Origin of the sequence: Halomonas urmiana (assembly GCF_005780185.1) — a bacterium.
Classification (GTDB): Bacteria; Pseudomonadota; Gammaproteobacteria; order Pseudomonadales; family Halomonadaceae; genus Halomonas; species Halomonas urmiana.
Map to the genome: position 1 here is coordinate 94,424 of NZ_VBUI01000012.1, position 19,690 is coordinate 114,113.

Annotated in this window: 14 protein-coding genes; 12 read left to right on the forward strand and 2 right to left on the reverse strand. The window is 69.4% G+C overall.

Features of this window, described 5'->3' with window-relative positions; translation table 11 throughout:
- The first annotated feature begins 13 nt into the window (after positions 1-13).
- The 7 genes from FEI13_RS09315 to FEI13_RS09345 all read left to right on the forward strand — a co-directional run bounded on the left by FEI13_RS09315 (position 14) and on the right by FEI13_RS09345 (position 9,559).
- Positions 14-1,357: a lysine N(6)-hydroxylase/L-ornithine N(5)-oxygenase family protein gene (locus FEI13_RS09315; RefSeq protein ID WP_138181260.1), complete on the forward strand. Its 1,344-nt coding sequence runs from the start codon at positions 14-16 to the stop codon at positions 1,355-1,357.
- Positions 1,354-2,526: an MFS transporter gene (locus FEI13_RS09320; RefSeq protein ID WP_138181261.1), complete on the forward strand. Its 1,173-nt coding sequence runs from the start codon at positions 1,354-1,356 to the stop codon at positions 2,524-2,526. Before FEI13_RS09315 ends, FEI13_RS09320 begins: the two co-directional genes overlap by 4 nt.
- 2 nt (positions 2,527-2,528) lie before the next feature.
- Positions 2,529-4,976, forward strand: coding sequence for a GNAT family N-acetyltransferase (locus tag FEI13_RS09325; RefSeq protein WP_138181262.1), 2,448 nt, complete (start codon positions 2,529-2,531; stop codon positions 4,974-4,976).
- 109 nt (positions 4,977-5,085) lie between these two features.
- Positions 5,086-5,592 carry an RNA polymerase sigma factor gene (locus tag FEI13_RS09330; RefSeq protein WP_138181263.1) on the forward strand — a complete coding sequence of 169 codons (507 nt, stop codon included), beginning with the start codon at positions 5,086-5,088 and terminating at the stop codon, positions 5,590-5,592.
- A 72-nt stretch (positions 5,593-5,664) separates the two neighbouring features.
- Positions 5,665-6,432, forward strand: coding sequence for a siderophore-iron reductase FhuF (gene fhuF, locus FEI13_RS09335; protein WP_138181264.1), 768 nt, complete (start codon positions 5,665-5,667; stop codon positions 6,430-6,432).
- On the forward strand, positions 6,429-7,373 hold the full coding sequence (locus tag FEI13_RS09340) for a helix-turn-helix transcriptional regulator (RefSeq protein ID WP_138181265.1): 945 nt from the start codon (positions 6,429-6,431) through the stop codon (positions 7,371-7,373). Before fhuF ends, FEI13_RS09340 begins: the two co-directional genes overlap by 4 nt.
- A 104-nt stretch (positions 7,374-7,477) precedes the next feature.
- A complete protein-coding gene (locus tag FEI13_RS09345; RefSeq protein WP_138181266.1) occupies positions 7,478-9,559 on the forward strand; it encodes a TonB-dependent siderophore receptor in 2,082 nt (693 codons plus the stop codon).
- A 249-nt stretch (positions 9,560-9,808) separates the two neighbouring features.
- Here FEI13_RS09345 and FEI13_RS09350 read toward each other — a convergent pair whose 3' ends face one another.
- Together FEI13_RS09350 and FEI13_RS09355 are read right to left on the reverse strand one after the other, a co-directional pair.
- A complete protein-coding gene (locus tag FEI13_RS09350) occupies positions 9,809-11,977 on the reverse strand; it encodes a TonB-dependent siderophore receptor (RefSeq protein WP_138181267.1) in 2,169 nt (722 codons plus the stop codon).
- A 188-nt stretch (positions 11,978-12,165) separates the two neighbouring features.
- Positions 12,166-13,968, reverse strand: a complete 1,803-nt coding sequence (locus tag FEI13_RS09355; RefSeq protein WP_138181268.1) for an ABC transporter ATP-binding protein — start codon at positions 13,966-13,968, stop codon at positions 12,166-12,168.
- Between the two features lie 148 nt (positions 13,969-14,116).
- Here FEI13_RS09355 and FEI13_RS09360 point away from each other — a divergent pair, with 148 nt between their 5' ends.
- From FEI13_RS09360 to FEI13_RS09380, 5 genes are all read left to right on the forward strand, one after another.
- Positions 14,117-14,884 carry an ATP-binding cassette domain-containing protein gene (locus tag FEI13_RS09360; protein WP_138181269.1) on the forward strand — a complete coding sequence of 256 codons (768 nt, stop codon included), beginning with the start codon at positions 14,117-14,119 and terminating at the stop codon, positions 14,882-14,884.
- Positions 14,885-14,912: 28 nt separating this feature from the next.
- Positions 14,913-15,851: an iron-siderophore ABC transporter substrate-binding protein gene (locus tag FEI13_RS09365; RefSeq protein ID WP_240036486.1), complete on the forward strand. Its 939-nt coding sequence runs from the start codon at positions 14,913-14,915 to the stop codon at positions 15,849-15,851.
- Positions 15,841-17,853: a Fe(3+)-hydroxamate ABC transporter permease FhuB gene (gene fhuB, locus FEI13_RS09370; protein ID WP_138181270.1), complete on the forward strand. Its 2,013-nt coding sequence runs from the start codon at positions 15,841-15,843 to the stop codon at positions 17,851-17,853. Before FEI13_RS09365 ends, fhuB begins: the two co-directional genes overlap by 11 nt.
- A gap of 68 nt (positions 17,854-17,921) precedes the next feature.
- Positions 17,922-18,611, forward strand: a complete 690-nt coding sequence (locus FEI13_RS09375) for a DUF1007 family protein (RefSeq protein ID WP_138181271.1) — start codon at positions 17,922-17,924, stop codon at positions 18,609-18,611.
- On the forward strand, positions 18,596-19,612 hold the full coding sequence (locus FEI13_RS09380) for a nickel/cobalt transporter (protein ID WP_138181272.1): 1,017 nt from the start codon (positions 18,596-18,598) through the stop codon (positions 19,610-19,612). Before FEI13_RS09375 ends, FEI13_RS09380 begins: the two co-directional genes overlap by 16 nt.
- Positions 19,613-19,690: the final 78 nt, after the last annotated feature.

Genomic DNA, 19,690 nt, shown 5'->3' on the forward strand with positions numbered 1-19,690 from the left:
GCGAGACACGACCATGACACCGCCCCTTCACGACGTTCACGTCCACGACTTTATCGCCATCGGGCTGGGCCCGTTTAACCTCGGCCTGGCCTGCCTGACCGACCCCATCGAGGAACTCGACGGCCTCTTCCTGGAGCGCCGCGACGGCTTCGACTGGCATCCCGGCATGCTGCTGGAGGACGCCACCCTGCAGACGCCTTTTCTGGCCGACCTGGTCACCATGGCCGACCCCACCAGCCGCTTCAGCGTGCTCAACTACCTGAAGCAGCAGGGCCGGCTCTATAACTTCTACATCCGCGAGAACGTCTTCCTGCTGCGCAACGAGTACAACCGCTACTGCCAGTGGGCGGTGGCGCAGCTCGACAGCATCCGCTTCGCCACCGAGGTGACCCGGGTGGAGTACGACGAGGCCACGGGCGTCTACCGGGTGAGCTGCCGCGACACCGTGAGCGGCGAGGCCCGGATCCACCTGGCCCGGCACCTGGTGCTCGGCACCGGCACCACGCCCTTCCTGCCGGAGGGCTGCCGCGACCTGGACCCGCGCCCGCTGCACGCCAGCGAGTACCTGGAGCACAAGGCCGAGCTGCAGCGCCAGGCGGCCATCACCCTGATCGGCAGCGGCCAGAGCGCCGCCGAGATCTACCACGATCTGCTCGTCGACATCGACCGCTTCGGTTACCGGCTCGACTGGATCACCCGCTCGCCGCGCTTCTTCCCCCTGGAGTACGGCAAGCTGACCCTGGAGATGACCTCGCCGGACTACATCGACTACTTCCACGCCCTGCCGGAGGCCACCCGCAACACTCTGATGCAGCGCCAGAAGAGCCTCTACAAGGGCATTAACCTGGAGCTGATCGACGCCATCTACGACCTGCGCTATGCCAAGGAGCTCGGCGGCGAGGTGCGTTCCGAGCTGCTCACCAACGCGAGCCTCGAGACCTGCCGCCATGACGTCGAGCGCGGCGAGTACGAGCTGACCCTGTGGCACACCGAGCAGCAGCGTCACTTCCGCCACCGCACCCCGGCGCTGATCATGGCCACCGGCTACCGCTACCACATGCCGGAATTCCTGGCGCCCATCACCTCGCGGATCGCCTTCGACGACGCCGGGCGCTACGCCGTAGGCCGCTTCTACGACATCGACGGCGGGCGCGGCGAGATCTTCGTGCAGAACGCCGAGCTGCATACCCACAGCCTGGTGGCGCCGGACCTCGGCATGGGCCCCTACCGCAACGCCTGCATCATCCGTGCCCTGACCGGCCGGGAGATCTACCCCATCGAGGAGCGCATCGCCTACCAGCGCTTCGGCGCCCCCAGCGAGGCCGTCTTCGAACCCCTGGATGCGGAGCCCGCATGAGCCCGACCCCCTGGCTGGTGGCCGTAACCGCCGTGGCGGTGGTCAGCGACGCCATGCTGCTGCCCTTCTACCCGCAGTTCTTCGCCGAACGCTTCGCCGTGAGTGATCCGTCGCACATCGGCGGCTACCTGGCCATGAGCTGCCTGGTGGTGATGCTGGCGCTGCCCGTCTGGGCGCGCCTGGCGCGCCGGGTCGGCACCCTGCGCCTGCTGGTCGGCACCCAGCTGGTGGCCGGCGGCCTGAGCCTGTCCTGCGCAGTGGTCACCTCGCTGCCGTGGTTCTGGGGCCTGTCGATGGCCATGCTGGTGGCCAAGGCCAGCTACCTGCTGGTCTATCCCTACCTGATGCACTTCGAACCCCAGGACCGCCACGCCACTCTGATCGGCACCCTCTCGGTGGTGGTGCATACCGGCGGCATCCTCGGCGCCGTGATCGGCGGCCTGGTGCTGGAACACTGGCAGGCGGCCCAGGTATTCCGGGTGATGGCGGTCAGTGACGCGCTGCAGGTGGCGGTCTGCCTGCTGCTCCTGCGGCGCGGCCGGGCGCCCCACGCCGCCCCCACCACCCCGCCGGCCCCGGGCACCAGTGGCGCCATCCTGCGCCTGGGCGTGGTGATGCTGGTGTTCACCTTCAGCGCCACCCTGACCCGGCCCTTCTTCGCCCGGTTCTGGGAGCTGGCCTCGGGCCTGCCCGGCGAGGTGCTGGCCGGCGCGGTCTTCGCCATTCCCGGTGGCGTGGCCGTGGCCCTGCTGGCCTTCGACCTGCTGGGCCGCCGCTCGGGCGGCGAGGCCATCGTCCTGCCACTGGCCATCGGCCTGGTCGGCCTGCTGCTGCAGGCCAGCGGCGAGATCGCCGCCCTCCTGGCCGGCCGGGTGCTGTTCGGCTGGGCGCTGTTCCGAGTCACCGTGCGTCTGGAAGTGCGCATCTTCCAGTTGAGCACGCCGGCGCGCTACGCCAGCGACTTCAGCAAGATCCACGTCTTCCAGGGGCTCGGCGTGCTCGTCGCCTCCTGGGGCGCCGGCGGCCTGGTCGACGCCCAGGGCCTGGCCAGCCCCTTCCTCGTCGCCGCGCTGGGCTTCGTGCTCTGCGCCCTGGCCCATCGCCTGCTGCTGGCCTCGGCCGAGGCGACCCCGGCGCGACCCACCGAACCCGTTTCTGCAAGGACCTGACCATGAACCTCTTCCAACCGACCCCGATCACCCGTCTCGCCTACCGCCGCCATGCCCAGGGGCTGGGCACCTTCAGCTTGCGCCCGCTGCACCTGCCCGAGGATCTGGCACGGATCCACGCCTGGGTGAGTGCACCCCGGGCCCGTTTCTGGGGCATGCAGGGCCACTCGCCAGAACGCGTCCAGGCCTTCTACCGCGACCTCCAGGAGAGCGACAATGCCCAGGGCTACCTGGGGCTGTTCGACGGCGAGCCGGCCTTCCTGGTGGAGTGCTACGACCCCCGCCATGATCCCATCGGCGAGCACTACGCTGTGGCCGAGGGCGACCGCGGCATGCACTTCCTGGTGGCCCCCGCCGAGACGCCGCTGCCCGGCTTCAGCACTCAGGTGATCACCACCATCCTGGCCTTCATGTTCGAAGACGATGGCACCCAACGGGTGGTCGTGGAGCCAGACGTCAACAATCGCAAGATCCATCCGCTCAACCGCCGGGTCGGCTTCGTCTACGACCGCGAGGTCGCGCTTCTCGAGAAGACCGCCCACCTGGCCTTCTGCGATCGGGCGGCCTTCGCCGCGGCGGTGAGCGCCGAGAACCCGCGCCTGGACCCGGCCCTGGCCGCCGACCCAGCCGACGCCGCCGCCCACCTGACGCCCGAGCGCTGGGCCCGGGCCAACCGCTGGCTGATCCGCAAGGCCATCGCCGAGTTCAGCCACGAGCGGCTGTTTACACCGGAGACGCTCTCCGTAGACGCAAACGGCCCTGGCGACTACCGGCTGGTCGCCCCCGGCGAGGCGGCCGAGTACCGCTTCCGCGCCCGCCGCCTGGCCCTGGATCACTGGGTGATCGACCTCGACTCCCTGGAGAAGCGCGTCGACGGCGCTCCAGCGGCGCTCGACGCCCAGCGCTTCATCCTCGAGTTCCGCCGGCCCCTGGGCATCGGCGACGAGATGCTGCCGGTCTACCTGGAGGAGGTCGCCAGCACCCTGTTCGGCGGCACCTACAAGCTCGCCGGCACCCGCCCCGACGCCGATGGCCTGGTCGACGCCGACTTCCAGACCCTGGAGGCCGCCATGACCGAGGGCCACCCGGTGTTCGTGGCCAACAACGGTCGCATGGGGTTCGACGCCGTGGACTATCACGCCTATGCGCCGGAGGCCGCCGCCCCCATCACCCTGGTATGGCTGGCCGTGCACCGCGAGGACGCCCACTTCAGCGCCATCGAGGGCCTGGACTACGCGGCGCTGCTGAATGAGGAGCTGGGCGCGGCGACGCTCGCCGACTTCCACCGCCGGCTCGAGGCACGCGGCCTCGACCCCGCGGACTACCTGCTGATGCCCGCCCATCCCTGGCAGTGGTTCCACAAGCTGGCCATCACCTTCGCCGCCGAGGTGGCCCGAAACCGCATCGTCTGCCTGGGCTACGGCCTTGATCAGTACCGCGCCCAGCAGTCGATCCGCACCTGGTTCAACGTCAGCCAGCCGAGCCGGCGCTACGTGAAGACGGCGCTGTCGATCCTCAACATGGGCTTCATGCGCGGCCTCTCACCCAACTACATGCGCGCCACCCCGGCCATCAACGACTGGATCAAGGCCCTGGTCGACGACGACCCGGAGTTGCGTGCCCAGGGCTTCACGGTGCTGCGCGAGGAGGCGGCCATCGGCTTTCGCCGCGACGCCATCGAGCCCGCCTTCGACCGCTACAGCGCCTACAAGAAGATGCTGGCCTGCCTGTGGCGGGAGAGCCCGGTGCGCTACCAGCAGGACGGTCAGCGACTGATGACCATGGCCGCCCTGCTCCACGTCGACGCCGAGGAGCGCGCCCTGCTGCCCAGGCTCATCGCCGCCTCGGGGCTCGCCACCCGCGACTGGCTGGACCGCTACCTGCGGGTCTACTTCCGCCCGCTGCTGCACTGCTTCTATGCCTACGACCTGGTGTTCATGCCCCACGGCGAGAACCTGATCCTGCAGCTCGAGGACGGCGTGCCGGTGCGCGCCATCATGAAGGACATCGCCGAGGAGATCGGCATCATGAACACCGAGGTGGAACTGCCCGAGGCCGTCTCGCGCATCGCCGTGGCGGTGCCCGAGCCGCTCAAGGTGCTGTCGATCTTCACCGACGTCTTCGACTGCTTCCTGCGTTTCATGGCCCCGATCCTCGTCGAACAGGGGGACATCACCGAGAGCGAGTTCTGGGAGCGGGTGGCCCACTGCGTCATCGACTACCAACAGGACCATCCCGAGTTCGCCGAGAAGTTCACCCGGCACGACCTCTTCGCCCCGGAGTTCACCCGTTCCTGCCTGAACCGGCTGCAGCTCAACGACCACCAGCAGATGATCGACCTGGCCGACCCGGCGAAGAACCTCCAGTTCGCCGGCACCCTGGTCAACCCCATCGCCGCCTATCGGCCGACCCCGGTCGAAGCCAGGACGACCGACGACGCCCTGGCCTGACGCCGACGAGCCAGGCGTCGTCGCCCGGGCGGCGCCTGGCTCCCCAGCGGTGATAACGATCCTCAGGATCATGAAACGCAACGCTACGATTCCCAGGACGGAGTCTCCCATGACGGACCATCCCGATCTCGACGCCCTCTTCCAGCGTCACGCCACGGACCTCGCTGGTTACCTGCGGCGCCAGCTGCCGTGCCCCCACCTCGCCGAGGACTTCTGCCAGGAGGTCTTCCTGCGCTTTGGCCAACACCCCGCACCCGGCCGGCTCGAGGAGCCCCGGGCCTACCTGTTCCGCATGGCCCGCAACTTGGTCATCGACCATCACCGACGCTGCCGCTCACGCCCCGCCAGCCAGCCCCTGGACGACCCTGCGCTGTGCCTGGCCTGTCCGCGCCCCTGTCCCGAGGAGGCGACCGAGCGCCGCCTCTGCCTGATGCGCCTGCGCGAGGCCCTGGACGCCCTGCCGCACCGACTGCGGCAGGCGCTCACCTGGCACCGGCTAGAGGGGCTGACCCAGGCGGAGATCGGTCACCGCCTCGACGTTTCCGAGCGCATGGCCGGGCGATACGTGACCCAGGCCATCGAGCGGTGTCGAGCACAGCTGGAGGGCGCCGCCTGACGCAGAAGGCAAATTTGATAACGATTCCCATTTTACTTATCATTCGCCATCAACATCCCCGGCGGAGGCCCCATGACCCAAGCGCTGTCGACGCTCTACATCGGTCCCCTGGAGGGTCTGGCGCCACCCCGGGTCACGCCGACGCCTGGCCCCGACGCCCTGCCCGCCCGCACCCTGCTCGAACCGGTCTACCTCGCCGAGCTGTTCGAGCGCTTCGGTACCCGGTACGGCCACGGCGACCGCCGGGCGGTGGCCTCGCTCTGGTCCAAGTGGCACTTCAGCGCGCTCGCGGCCCACGGCCTGGCGGCCAACCTGCTGCTCGAGCGCGACCTGCCGCTGGGGCTCGACGACCTGCACCTCCAGCAATCTCCCGAGGGACAGACCACCGGCCTGGTCCTTCGCCATGCCGGCCGCCCCCTGAGCGAGCTTGGCGCCCTCTCGCGGTTCACCACCCTGCTCGACGATCACCTGGTGCCGCTGGTTGAGGCCCTGGCCATGGCCACCGGGGCCTCGCCCAAGGTGTTCTGGAGCAATGCCGGCAACTACTTCGAGTACTTTGCCGGCGCCCTGGCCGACCACCCGATGGCCGGGCCGGACGTGGGCGAGCCCGCCCGGGCGCTGATGGAGAGCCGCAGCCTGCCCGACGGCCGACGCAACCCGCTCTTCCGCCCGGTGCGCTATGTCGACCCCGGAAAGGCCGACGCCCCCACCCGGATCCGCCGGCTGTGCTGTATCCGCTACCTGATCGACGAGCTGGGCTACTGCGCCAACTGCCCGCTGGAATGTCGGCGCGGCGCCACGACGGCGAAGGGCAAGCGGGTGGCGAAAGCGAGCACATGAACTCGCAACGCGTCCAGGTGCGCCCGCACACGCCCCGGGATCTGCACGCCTATGGCCGGCGCTACGGCCTCGACTACCGGGTCCCGGGCCTCTCGTCCCGGGCCGAGACCCCGGTGATGCGCGGCCTGGTGCGCGAGTTCTCGCCGCGCCCGGGCATGCAGCTGGTCGCCTCCGACGTGGAGGTGATCCATGACTACGACTCTCGCTCGCGGGCGGCCTCGCCGCTGTCGATCATCGTCCTGCTGGCGGGACGGGCCGAGGTCGCCCAGGGCGATGAGCCACCCCTGCGTCTCTCGCCCGGCATGGCGTTGAGCGTGAGGCTCGAGCGCCACCGTGGCCTCACCGCTTGCCAACCAGCAGGCCAACGCCTGCGGGCCCTGACCCTCAGCCTCGACGAAACGTGCCTGGCCGGGCTCGGGATGCGGTCGCCAGTGTCCGATGCCTCTCGGCTACAGGCCTGGCGGTTACCCGAGGCGCTGAGCCAAGGTCTCGAACAGGCTCTCGCCGGCTCCCTTGCGGGGGCAGCCCAGCGTTTGCTCCTCGAGGGGCTGAGCCTGCAGCTGTTGGCCCACGGCGCCGACCTCGACGTCTCGCCGGCGTCGTCTACCGCCCGGCTGGCTCCCCAGGAGTGTCGACGCCTGGAGCGGGTACGCGACGCCCTCCACCACGACCCCGCCGGCAAGCATCGCCTGGCCGCCCTGGCCGAGCTTGCCGCCATGAGCCCCGCCAGCCTGAGGCGCAAGTTCCAGGCGGCTTTTGGTCAGAGCGTCTTCGACTACCTGCGCGAGTGCCGACTGACCCTCGCCCATGACTACCTGCGCCAGGGCCATAGCGTGCAGCAGGCCGCCCACTTCTCGGGCTATCGACACGCCAGCAACTTCACCACCGCCTTCCGGCGTCGCTTCGGCTATGCGCCGAGTTCCCTGCCACCGGCGACCTGAGCATCGTGCATAGCCCTGTGAGCATTCGGCATACCCTACAGGGCGATCAAAAAGGAATAATTATCATTTCCTAAAGCCATACGATCTCAGAAAGGATCTCCTGCATGCCGACTCCACGTCCGCTGGCGTTGGCGGTGTCGCTCGCCGCCGCCAGCATCGCCCTGACGGCCCACGCCGAAGAGGCCGAACAGCTCTCCACCCTGACCGTCACCGCCCAGGCGGCCACCAAGACCGAGACGCCCTTTAACGAGACGCCACAGTCGGTCTCAGTCGTCGAAAATGAGGAATGGGAGGCCCGAGGCGCCGAGACCGTGCAGCGCGCCGCCGACTACACTCCCGGTGTCTTTACTAACCAGGTAGGCGCCTCAAACCGATACGACTACTTGGTGCTACGCGGATTTACCGACGGTAGCGTCAATAATACTTTCCTCGACGGCCTCAAGGTGATGAGCGACGGCGGCTCCTTCAGCTCGCTGGTCATCGATCCCTGGTTCCTCGAGCGCATCGAGGTGGTCAAGGGGCCGGCCTCGGTGCTCTATGGCCGCGCCTCTCCCGGCGGCCTGGTGGCCCAGACCAGCAAGCGCCCCGAGTTCGAGCACAGCGGCGAGTTGCGCCTGGGCGCCGGCAACAACGCCCAGCGCAGCGCCGCCTTCGACCTGACCGGCCCGCTGGACGACGAACGCCGCGTGGCCTTCCGGCTAACCGGCCTGGCTCGGGCCGCCGACACCCAGTTCGGCCCGGTGGAAGAGGAACGCTACGCCTTCGCCCCCCAGCTGAGCTGGGACGTCACCGACGCCACCAGCCTCACCCTGCACGCCTACCTGCACAAGGACCCGGAAGGCGGCTATCACTCGGGGCTGCCCTTCGAGGGCACGGCGGTCGATCATGCCGGGCGTCGCATCGCCAACACCTTCTTCGAGGGCGAAGAGGACTTCGACAAGTTCGAGCGCGAACAGACCATGGTCGGCTACGAACTGGAGCACCGCTTCAACGATGCCCTGACCGGCCGTCAGAAGCTGCGCTATACGGAGTCGGACGTGGAGCTCGAGCAGGTCTATGCCTTCGGCTGGGCCAACGACACCGAGCTCAACCGCTACTTCTCCAGCGGCGATGAGTCCCTCGAGGCCCTGGCACTGGACAACCAGCTCGAGGCCCGCCTTACCACCGGGGCTGCCGAGCACACCCTGCTGGCCGGCGTCGACTACCAGCAGCGCGACAACGATGTCGCCTACGGCAGAGGCACCTTCCCCGCCATCGATGCCTTCGATCCCGAATACGGCGCCGAGCCCACCGGCCTCTTCCCGGGAACGCCCCGCCGGCGCGAACTGGAACAAACCGGCCTCTACCTCCAGGACCAGTTGGCACTGGGGAACTGGCGACTGAACCTGGGCGGCCGTCACGATTGGGTCGACATCACCAACACGGACCTGGCAAACGGCGACGCCAGTGAACTGGACGATACCCAGTTCAGCGGCCGCGCCGGGGTGCTCTATCTGTTCGACAATGGCCTGGCGCCTTACGCCAGCTATACCACCTCCTTTAGCCCCAACGCGGCCACCGACCAAAACGGCGACCTGATCGAGCCTTCCCAGGGCGAGCAGGTGGAAACGGGCCTGAAGTTCCAGCCGGCCGGCACCCAGGACCGCTACAGCGTGGCGCTCTTCCATATCACCCAGGAAAATCTGGCCACCAAGCGCGCCAGCGAGAGCTTCTTCCGCGCCACCGGGGAGATCGAATCCCGGGGCGTCGAGCTGGAGAGTCATACCCAGCTGACCGAGAACCTGCGCCTGCAGGCCGGCTATACTTACACCGATGTGACCCTCGAGAAGACCGGCGATGCCAACGAGGGCAACACCGATAACTGGGTGCCACGCCACCAGGCCTCGGTGTGGGGACAGTACCACTTCCAGCAGGGCGGGCTCGCCGGCCTGGATACTGGCCTCGGCGTGCGCTACTACGCCGATATCTACGCCGACGAGGCCAATACCGAGAAGGTACCCGACTACACCCTGGTCGATGCCACTCTGGGCTACGACCTGGCCGAGATCGGCCTCGAAGGCGTCTCGGCTCGACTCAATGTCAGCAACCTGCTCGGCGAGGAGTACGTCGCCGGCTGCAGCAGTATCAACTTCTGCTACTTCGGCGCCGAGCGCAGCGTCAAGGCGACGGTCAGCTACGCCTTCTGACCCTCGCCCCCGTCCTTTCGACGATCACCGGCAGCCTTCGGGCTGCCGGTTTTTTCATGTCCGGTAGCAATCGGTGATTCCTCGGGACACGGAAAAGAGCCTTCGAAGGCCTTCTCGAGAGCTTGGACCGGTCCAGTGGATGGGCTCGTGCTGATTGGACCGCAGCGCCTGCCTTCCCCGCAGAAACGCCAAGGGCCCACCCCGTCGCCGGGATGGGCCCTTGTTGGCCTGATCGGGAGAGCTGATGCCTCAGTAGCTCCAGGTCAGGTTGGCCATGACGTGGCGCGGGGCGCCATAGAAGCCCTGATCCCACTTCAGGCTGGTCAGGTATTTCTCGTCGGTGACGTTGTTGACGTTCAACGAACCAGTCAGGCTGTCGCTGAAGTCGTAACTCGCCATCAGGTCGACCAGGGCGTAAGCGTCCTGACGGGTCTTGCCATCGTCGCGATCACGGTCACGCTCGATATCGTCCTGCCAGCGCAGCCTGGCGCCGACCTTGAGCGCAGCCAGGGACGCCGGCCGATAGCTGGTGGTCGCCCGCACCAAGTGGCGCGGGATGTAGGTGTTGGTCGCCTCGCCCTCGGCGTCCTCGACCTCCAGGTAGGTATAGCCGGCGCTGGCCTGCCAGCCCGGGGTCAGCTCACCGGCCAGGGTCAGCTCCACGCCCTCGCTAGTGATGCCGTCGGCCGCCTTGTAGGCCTCGCGCCCGTTCACTCGACCGTCCGGCTGGGCCACGTGGTTCTGCTCGGTGCGGAACACGGCCAAGGCCGCATCGGCGCCACCGTCGAAGACATCGGCTTTGAGCCCCAGCTCATAGCTGGCCCCCTCGATGGGGTCGAGATACTGCCCGCTGCGGTCCATCTCGGTCTGCGGATTGAAAATCTCGGTATAACTGGCGTAGAGCGAGGCCCGGTCGGTCACATCGTAGATCAGGCCGGCATAGGGCGTCAGCTCGTTGTCGAGGGTGGTGTCCTGGGAACTGCCGTACTGCTTACCCACGGTATCCAGCCAGCTCATCCGCGCGCCGACCACTGCCGTCCAGCGATCGGCCAGGTCCAGCTTGCCGGTGCCGTAGACGCTGCGCTCCTTGATGGTGGCGTCGTTGACGAAGTCGGGATCGCCGAAGTCGGGCTCCGGGTAGTCGCCGTCCCACTCGTCCAGGGGGGGTAGGTCCTCCGTGGCGGCCGCGTAGAGGGAGCTCTGCTGGTTGCGGCTCTGGCTCCAGTCCGAGCCCAGCACCAGCTGATGGGTGCGTCCGAACGCCTCGACATCGCCCTTGGCATGCACGTCCGCCACCCACTGCTCCAGGTGCCGATCGTACTTGCTCAGATAGAAGCTGTTCGGAATCCGCCCGGTGACGGCATCCGGCACGGTGCCGATGTAGAACAACTCGGTGTCGGAGACCATGTCCAGGTGGGTCACCGTGCCCTTGAGCGACCAGTCATCGGAGAGCCGCTGGGTCAGCTCGACGAAGCTGCGCTGCGTCTCGCCGTTCCAGTAGGACCAGTCGGGGGCCGGGGACGTCGAGCGATCATAGTCGGTGGGGTTGCCGGCCGAGTCGTAGAGCGGCAGCGCGCCCCACATGTTGCTGTCGGTATCGTTGCGCTGCCGGGTATGCCCCAGCGCCAGCTGGGTGCTGTCCGTCACATCGGCTTCCAGCACGCCGTAGAGCACGCCGCGCTCGCGATGCAGCCGATCCAGGTAGGAGTCGCTGTCCTGCACCGCGGCTATCAGGCGGCCGCGCACCCGACCTTCATCGTCAAGGGGGCCGGAGACATCCAGCGCCAGGCGGCGGTGGTCATCGCTGCCCAGGGTCCCCGTGACGGACGCCTGCGGCGTCGCGGTGGGACGCTTGCGGACGAAGTTGACGGTGGCCGCCGGGTTGCCCGAGCCGGACATCAGGCCGGTCGCGCCACGGACCACCTCGACACGATCGTAGACGGCGGTGTCGATATCGCCATGCACATTGTTATAGGGCATGGGCAGGCGCAGTCCGTCGACCTGCAGGTTGGAGATCTCGAAGCCACGGGACGAGTAGTAGGTGCGGTCCGTCTCGACGCGCTCTACCGTCACGCCCGGGGTACTTTCCAGCACATCGTTGAGGGTATCGAGGTTGAAGTCCTCAATCTGGGCGCGAGTCACCGTGGAGACGGATTGCGGGGTCTCGCGGGGCGCCAGGTCGAGCTTGGTCGCGGTGCTGGTGCGCGAGACGCGATAGTCGTCGGAGCCCTCGGTGACGATCGACAGCGCCTCGGCCTCGACGGTCACCGTCTCGAGGGCCTCGGTGGACTCGGCCTCTTCGGCCAGCAGAACGGGGGACATCAGCGCGAGCGAGCCGGCGGTGGCCAGGCCGAGGGCACGGCGCACGGCCTGGGCGAGGGGGGCGACCCCGACGCGTCGGGAAGCGGCTGGGAACATGGGGGAGCAAGCCTCTGGGTCTTATGCACGGGAACGCGCATGATAATGACTCGCATTGATAACAACAACCCGCATTGGAACTTATTCTTGTTTGGCGAGTCGTGCGGTGCCACGCCGGCCAGTCGACACCGCGGCGGCGGCTCTGCGGTCGCCGCCTGGGAAAACATGAAGAGGCTCGGGTCAGCCGGTCAGCTCAGTGGCATCGTCGAGGTCTCGACCTCGCCGGTCTGTACCCGCCACTGAGCGGCGTAGCGGCCATCCCGGGCGAGCAGTTCGGTGTGGCTGCCCCGCTCGACCACGCGACCGGCCTCGACGACGGCGATCTCGTCGGCGTGAACGATGGTCGAGAGCCGGTGGGCGATCATGATCACGGTGCGGCCATGGCCGATGCGTCTGAGCGAGCGCTGGATGGCCGCCTCGGTCTCGTTGTCCACGGCGCTGGTGGCCTCGTCGAGCACCAGGATCGACGGATCCTTGAGCAGCGCCCGGGCAAGCGACAGGCGCTGGCGCTGGCCGCCGGAGAGGCGCACGCCGCGCTCGCCCACCGCGGTATCGAGCCCCCGGGGCAGCGCCTGGATGAAGTCCCAGGCCTCGGCGGTGCGCGCCGCCTCGACGATCTCGGCCTCGGGGGCGTCCGGCTTGCCGTAGGCGATGTTGTCACGCACCGAGCCCTCGAACAGGTAGACGTCCTGGCTGACCAGGCCGATGGCCCCGCGCAATGAGGCCAGGGAGACCTCGCGGATCGGCTGATCGTCGATCAGTACCCGTCCCGCGGCCGGGTCATGGAAACGCAGCAGCAGCTTGATCAGCGTCGACTTGCCGGAGCCGGTGGCCCCGACCAGTGCCAGGGTGTGCCCCGCCGGCACCGCCAGGTCGATGCCCTGGACGCCGGCGCCCCCCTCATCGTACTGGAAGCTCACGCCCTCGAAGCGCACCGCACCGCGCACCGGCGCGACCAGCGCCTGGCCGGCGTCGTCACGCACCCGGATGGGCGTGGCCAGCAGATCGAGGATGCGCCTTGTGCTGGCCATGGCCCGCTCGAAGAGATCGATCACCTGGGCCAGGCCGGTGAGCGGCCACAGCAGCCGCTGGGTGAGGAACACCAGCACGCCGTAGGCGCCCACGTTCAGCTCCCCCTTCAGCGCCATCATGCCGCCCACGGTGAAGGTCGCCAGGAAGCCGGCGAGGATCGCCATGCGGATCACCGGGATGAAGGCGGAGCTCAAGCGAATCGCCCGCCGATTGGCCTCCACGTAGGCCTCGCTGGCGGCCCTGAGACGTTCGGCCTCGCGGGCCTCGGCGGTGAAACTCTTGATGGTGGCGATGCCGGCCAGGTTGTTGGCCAGCCGGCTCGAGAGCTCACCCACTCGCTCGCGGACATCGGCGTAGAGCGGTCCGGCCTGGCGCTGGAAGTAGAAGGCGCCCCAGATGATCAGCGGGATCGGCGTGAAGGCCAGCAGGGCGATCAGCGGCGAGAGCACGAAGAATACCGCGCCCACCGCTACCACGGTAACGCCGACCTGGATCATCGCGTTGGCGCCGCCGTCGAGGAAGCGCTCGAGCTGGTTGACGTCATCGTTCATGGTCGCCACCAGCTGCCCCGAGCTCTTCGACTCGAAGAAGCCCATGTCCAGACGCTGAGCGTGCTCGTAGGCGTCCTGTCGCAGGTCGGATTGCAGTCGCTGGGCCAGGTTGCGCCACAGGACCTGGAAGAGGTACTCGAACAGCGACTCGCCGGCCCAGATGAAGAAGGTCAGCGCGCCGAGCACCAGGATCTGCTGCTCGGCGGTGGTGAAGCCTAGCCCGGCGACGAAGCTCTCCTCCTGGTTGACCACCACGTCGATGGCCACGCCGATGAGGATCTCCGGAGCGATATCGAAGAGCTTGTTGAGGATCGAGCAGAGCGTGGCGGCGATGATGCGACGCCGATAGCCCCGGGCATAGCGCAAGAGGCGCCCCAGGGCCTGGAAGCTGGAAGCGGTGGAAGACATCGGGAGGGTCCTGGCAAACGGGAGGCCAAGCCTACGCCATGACGGCGTGCGAACCAACCGATAGCATTGATAAGTATTATTATTTGACTTACGCTTTGCGCAAACTCCCACCGCCCCCAGGGGCGGCCTTCCGCGAGCGGAGCCCCCCATGATCGAAACGCGCGCCGCCTCCTTCGAGGTCAACGGCCAGTGCCTGCTGCACCCCCTCGACCTGACCTTCGCGGAGGGCCGGGTCCACGGCCTGATCGGCCACAATGGCTCGGGCAAGTCGACCCTGCTCAAGCTGCTGGCCCGCCAGCAAGTCGCCAGCCGGGGCGAGCTCAGGCTGGACGGCGAGCCGCTGACGAGCTGGGGCCATCGCGACTTCGCTCGTCGGGTCGCCTACCTGTCCCAGCACCTGCCCGCCGCCGACAACCTCACGGGCCGCGAGCTGGTGAGCTTCGGCCGCTACCCCTGGCGCGGCCTGCTGGGCCGCCATGGACGCGACGACGAGGCGGCCATCGACCGGGCCCTGGCACTGACCCACACCGAGCCCTTCGCCGACCGCCAGGTGGATACCCTCTCCGGCGGTGAGCGCCAGCGCGTCTGGCTAGCCATGCTGCTCGCCCAGGGCAGCCGTTTCCTGCTGCTCGACGAGCCCCTGGCGGCCCTCGACGTCGCCCACCAGGTGGAGGTGCTGGCCCTCACGCGCCGGCTGTGCCGGGAGCTGGGCCTCGGCGTGATCATCGTGCTTCACGACATCAACATGGCGGCGCGCTACTGTGACCGTCTGGTGGCCCTGCACGGCGGCCGGCTGCTGGCCCAGGGCACGCCCGAGGAGATGATGAACGGCGACACCCTGAAGGCCATCTACGGCATCCCCATGCACGTCATGGCCCACCCCTCCGGCGAGCACCGCGTCGCCATCGCCCACTGATCGCTCTCATCCGACCCTGGAGCTCGCCGTGTTTCTCGGATCGCCCCGCCGATCGGCTCATCGTTGGCCCTGCCTGCGCTGGCTCGTCGCCCTGCTGACCGGCCTGGTGGCCGCCTCGGCCGTCGCCGCCTCGGCCGTCGCCGCCTCGGCCGTCGCCGCCTCGACCGCGACCAGCCCGCCGCGGCTGGCCACCCTCGACTGGACCCTGGCCGAGACACTGGTCGCGCTCGATGCGCCCCCCGCCGCGGTCGCCCAGGTCGAGGCCTACCATGCCTGGGTGGGCGAGCCGGCCCTGCCGGGCGCAACGATCGACCTGGGGCTGCGCAGCCAGCCCAACCTCGAGCTGCTGGCGAGCCTGGCACCGGAGCGCATCCTGATCTCGCCGATGTTCGCCAACCTGACACCGCGTCTCGAGCGCATCGCCCCGGTCGCGTCCCTGCCGCTCTACACCCCCGACCGCGACACCTGGCGCGAGATGCGCGAGCTGACCCGCTCGCTCGGCCGCCTGGTCGAGCGTCCCGAGGCGGCGACGCGACTGATCGAGGAGACCGAGGCACGGCTCGACGCCCTGCGGGGGCGGCTGAATGACGCTGTGCCTCCCCTGTTGGTGGTGCAGTTTATGGATCGCCGCCACGTGCGGGTCTTCGGCGACAACGGGCTCTTCCAGGCGGTGCTCGATCGCCTGGGGCTCGAGAACGCCTGGCGCGGGCCCACCAACGCCTGGGGCTTCTCGCTGGTGGGCATCGAGGCACTGGCCGGCCTCGACGCCCGCCTGGTGGTGGTGGAGCCCTATCCCGCCGGGGTCCGCGAGCGCCTGGACGACGCCGGCCTCTGGGGCCACCTGGTCGAGGCGAGCCGCGGGGCGCCCCTCGTGCTGCCGCCGATCTGGAGCTTCGGCGCCCTGCCCTCGGCCGAGCGTTTCGCCGAACAGCTGGTGAGTGCCCTGGAGCCCGACGATGCCGCCTGACGTCCTCGCCTCCCGCCATCCCTGGCGCCCCCGGCTGACGCCGGTCGCACTCTGCCTGCCGCTCGCCCTCGGCGTGCTGGCCCTCGCCCTTGGCCACCTGCTTGACGGCCCCGGCCTGTGGGAAGGCCTGGCCGCGCTGTTTGCCCCCGCGGCGCCGATCGATGCGACCTCGAGTCTGGTGCTGCACTACGCCTGGTGGCCGCGACTCGCCATGGCGCTGCTCGCCGGCGGCGGCCTGGCGCTGGCCGGCGTGCTGATGCAGCAGGTGCTGCGCAACCCGCTGGCGGCCCCCACCACCCTGGGCGTGGCGAGCGGCGCCAACCTGGCGCTGATGGCCGCCTCGCTGATGGCCCCGGGCCTGCTGGGGCTGGGACGGGAGTGGGTGGCGCTGGCCGGCGGTGGCCTGGCCATGGGCCTGGTCTTCGCCCTGGCCTGGCGACGCGGCCTGGCGCCGGTGGTGGTAGTGCTCGGCGGGCTGGTGGTCAACCTCTACTTCGGAGCGCTCTCCATGGTGCTGCTGCTCTTCCACCAGGAGGAGCTCAAGGGGCTGCTGATCTGGGGAGCCGGGTCGCTGGCCCAGAACGGCTGGCAGGACGTCGCCTTCCTGGCGCCGCGTCTGGCGATCGGCGGCCTGCTCGCCTGGCTGCTGCTGCGCCCCCTGGCGGTCCTCGCCCTCGACGAGGCCGGGGCCAGGAGCCTCGGCGTCTCGCTCAAGCATCTACGCTTCGCCGGCCTGGGGCTCGCGGTCTTTCTTACCGGCTGCGTGGTGAGCGTGGTGGGGATCATCGGCTTCATCGGCCTGGCCGCGCCGAATATCGTGCGCCTGGTCGGCGCACGGCGCCTGGGTGCGCGGCTCGCCTGGTCGACGCTGCTCGGTGCGCTGCTACTGGTCGCCACCGACCTGGCGCTGCAGCGCGTCTCGGGCCACCTGCCGACCCTGATTCCCACCGGCGCCACCACCGCCGCCCTGGGCGCGCCGCTGCTGCTGTGGTTGATTCCGCGGCTGCGCCTCACCGGCGAGACGCCCCCGCGCGAGGCCCGCGCCCTGGGCCGGCGCCATCCGGCCCCGGAGCGGCTGGCCGGTGGGCTCGCCCTCGCCCTGCTGGGCGTGGGCGCCGTCGCGGTGCTGGCCGGCCAGGGGCCCGACGGCTGGCAGTGGGCCTCGCCCGGCGACTGGACGCTGCTGCAGTGGCGCGCCCCCCGAGCGCTGGCCGCCGCCAGCTGCGGGGTCATGCTCGCCATCGCCGGCACCCTGATCCAGCGCCTGACCGCCAACCCCATGGCCAGCCCCGAGGTGCTGGGCATCAGCGGCGGCAGCGCCATCGCTCTGATGGGCGCCATCTTCCTGCTGCCTGCCCCCGGCAACCTGACCCTGGTGGCCGCCGGCACCCTGGGGGCGCTGGCCAGCCTGGCGGTGCTGGTGGGCCTCAACCGCGGTAGCGGCTTCCAGCCGGAACGCCTGCTGCTGACCGGCGTGGCGATCACCGCGCTGTTCGAGGCGGTCAAGGGCGTGGTGCTCGCCGGGGGCGATCCCCGCGGCCAGCAGGTCATCGCCTGGTTGTCCGGCTCCACCTACTACGTCGACCCGACCAGCGCCCTGGTGGTCGCCACGCTGTCCCTGTTGCTGGCCCTGGTCGCCGCGCCGCTGGCTCGCTGGCTGGACATCCTGCCGCTGGGCGGCGCCACCGCCACGGCCTTGGGGCTGCCCCTGGCGCGTTCGCGGCTGGTGCTGCTGCTGATGGTGGCGCTGCTCACCGCCGGGGCCACCCTGGTGGTGGGGCCGCTCTCCTTCGTCGGCCTGCTGGCCCCGCACATGGCGCGACTGATGGGCTTCACCCGGGCCCGGGCGCACCTTGCCGGGGCGGCGCTTACCGGCGCCCTGCTGATGGTGCTGGCCGACGGGCTGGGCCGCCAGCTGCTGTTCCCCGAGGAGATCCCCGCCGGCCTGGTGGCCTCGCTGCTCGGCGGCGCCTACTTCATGTGGGGGCTGCGGCGACTGTGAACGATGCCGAGCCGAAAACCCTCCGCCCGGCATTGCCGCCCCTTCGCCGCTGCCATAGGATGGCGACCATGCCGTCTCCACGCTCATCAACGGGCCGGGCCGGGCGACGCCTCCTTGCTCTCGGCCTCGCCTTCGCCCTGTCACTCTGGCCCCTGCTGGCCCCGGCCCATCCTCACGGCTGGGTGGATGTCACGGTGCGCGTGCTGATGGATGAGCAGGGCCGGGTCGAGGCCCTGCAGCAACGCTGGCGCCTGGACCCCTTCTACAGCCTCCTGCTGCTGGAGGAGCTGCAATCCGCCGAGGGCGAGGCCCCGATGGAGGCTCGCCTCGACCAGCTCGGCGTGGAGATCCGCCACAACCTCGCCCCGCAACACTATTTCACCCACGTCACCCAGGACGGCGAAGCGGTCGAGCTCGGTGAGGTGGAGCATTTCACCACCCTGGCGCGGGACGGCCGCGTCGAACTCATGTTCCGGCTTCCCCTGGCCGAGCCCCTGCCACTCGGCCAGGCTCCGATGCGCTACCGGATCTATGACCCGACCTACTATCTCGAGGTGCTGCATGAGGCAGAGGGCGACACGCCCCGGCCGGACGCGCTTGGCGTGACCGGGGCCGACTGCGATACGCGTATCATCGCCGCCGATCCCGACCCGGCGAAGGTCGCCGAGGCAGCGAGCCTAGACCGCGAGGCGCAAGCGCCGGAAGGGTTGGGACGCTTCTTTGCCGAAACCGGAGAGGTGCGATGCGAGTCCCCCTGACGCCCTCCGGGAGCGCCGCGTCCCGGAGCCCGAGCCCGCACCGTCCCCGCTGGCGTTGGCTGATCGGGCTCGGCCTGCTATCGCTGGCGGTGCTCGGCCTGGCCTGGATCGCATCCGGCCAGGGCTTAGGCCTGCAATTAGTGGCCTGGCAGCGAGATCTCCACCGCGCCCTGACGGAGGCGGTCACCACCCTCGCCGCCGTTCCGAGCGCGACCGCCTGGCTGAGCCTACTCGGCCTCAGCTTCGGCTACGGCGTCTTCCATGCCGCCGGCCCCGGGCACGGCAAGGCGGTGCTCGGCACCTATCTGCTCAGCCAGGGCGGCGCCCTGCGCCGGGCCCTGCTGCTCTCCTGCCTGGCCTCGCTGCTGCAGGCCCTGGTGGCCATCGCCCTGGTCACGGTGCTGGTCCATGGCCTGGGCTGGCTGACACGCCAGGCCATGGGGTCGGTGGTCTGGCTGGAGCAGGCCAGCTATCTGCTGGTCGCGATGCTGGGGCTCTGGCTGTGCTGGCGCGCGCTGGCCCGCTCGCGTCTTCCTTGGCAGGCGGCGGCCCATGACCATGAGCATGACCACCACGAGTGTGACTGCGCCCATCACCTGACGCCCCAGCAGGCCGAAGACTGGCGCAGCGCCCTGGCCGTAGTGGCATCGATCGGCATGCGGCCCTGCAGCGGTAGCGTCCTGCTGGTCGGTGCCGCCTCCCTGCTCGGCCACTACTGGGCCGGCGTGCTGGCGGTGCTGGCCATGGCGGTGGGGACGGCCCTGACGGTCTCGGCGCTGGCCCTGGCCAGCGTGATGGCCAGGCGATGGGCCGAGGGTCGCCTGCAGCGCTCCCTGCAGGGGTCGGGCATCGCGCGATGCCTGCGACTGGCCGGCTTCGCGGGGGGCCTGCTCATCCTGCTCCTGGGTCTCTCCCTGTTCATGGCCGGAGTTCGCGCTCCCGCGGAGATACCGCTCCTCGACTCGGCCCCCACTTCCTCTTCCTCACCCTTCGGCGGGTAGTACGAGAGCCTTCCCATGGAGACGCCTAGCCAGGGGCCGGGTGTCCTCCTCTCGATGTCGGCGAAACTTCTCACTCCC

Excerpts from the sequence above, each read along its gene's own strand:
- FEI13_RS09315 (WP_138181260.1), top strand. The coding sequence starts at position 14 with ATGACACCGCCCCTTCACGACGTTCACGTCCACGACTTTATCGCCATC.
- FEI13_RS09320 (WP_138181261.1), top strand. The coding sequence starts at position 1,354 with ATGAGCCCGACCCCCTGGCTGGTGGCCGTAACCGCCGTGGCGGTGGTC.
- FEI13_RS09325 (WP_138181262.1), top strand. The coding sequence starts at position 2,529 with ATGAACCTCTTCCAACCGACCCCGATCACCCGTCTCGCCTACCGCCGC.
- FEI13_RS09330 (WP_138181263.1), top strand. The coding sequence starts at position 5,086 with ATGACGGACCATCCCGATCTCGACGCCCTCTTCCAGCGTCACGCCACG.
- fhuF (WP_138181264.1), top strand. The coding sequence starts at position 5,665 with ATGACCCAAGCGCTGTCGACGCTCTACATCGGTCCCCTGGAGGGTCTG.
- FEI13_RS09340 (WP_138181265.1), top strand. The coding sequence starts at position 6,429 with ATGAACTCGCAACGCGTCCAGGTGCGCCCGCACACGCCCCGGGATCTG.
- FEI13_RS09345 (WP_138181266.1), top strand. The coding sequence starts at position 7,478 with ATGCCGACTCCACGTCCGCTGGCGTTGGCGGTGTCGCTCGCCGCCGCC.
- FEI13_RS09350 (WP_138181267.1), bottom strand. The coding sequence starts at position 11,977 with ATGTTCCCAGCCGCTTCCCGACGCGTCGGGGTCGCCCCCCTCGCCCAG.
- FEI13_RS09355 (WP_138181268.1), bottom strand. The coding sequence starts at position 13,968 with ATGTCTTCCACCGCTTCCAGCTTCCAGGCCCTGGGGCGCCTCTTGCGC.
- FEI13_RS09360 (WP_138181269.1), top strand. The coding sequence starts at position 14,117 with ATGATCGAAACGCGCGCCGCCTCCTTCGAGGTCAACGGCCAGTGCCTG.
- fhuB (WP_138181270.1), top strand. The coding sequence starts at position 15,841 with ATGCCGCCTGACGTCCTCGCCTCCCGCCATCCCTGGCGCCCCCGGCTG.
- FEI13_RS09375 (WP_138181271.1), top strand. The coding sequence starts at position 17,922 with ATGCCGTCTCCACGCTCATCAACGGGCCGGGCCGGGCGACGCCTCCTT.
- FEI13_RS09380 (WP_138181272.1), top strand. The coding sequence starts at position 18,596 with ATGCGAGTCCCCCTGACGCCCTCCGGGAGCGCCGCGTCCCGGAGCCCG.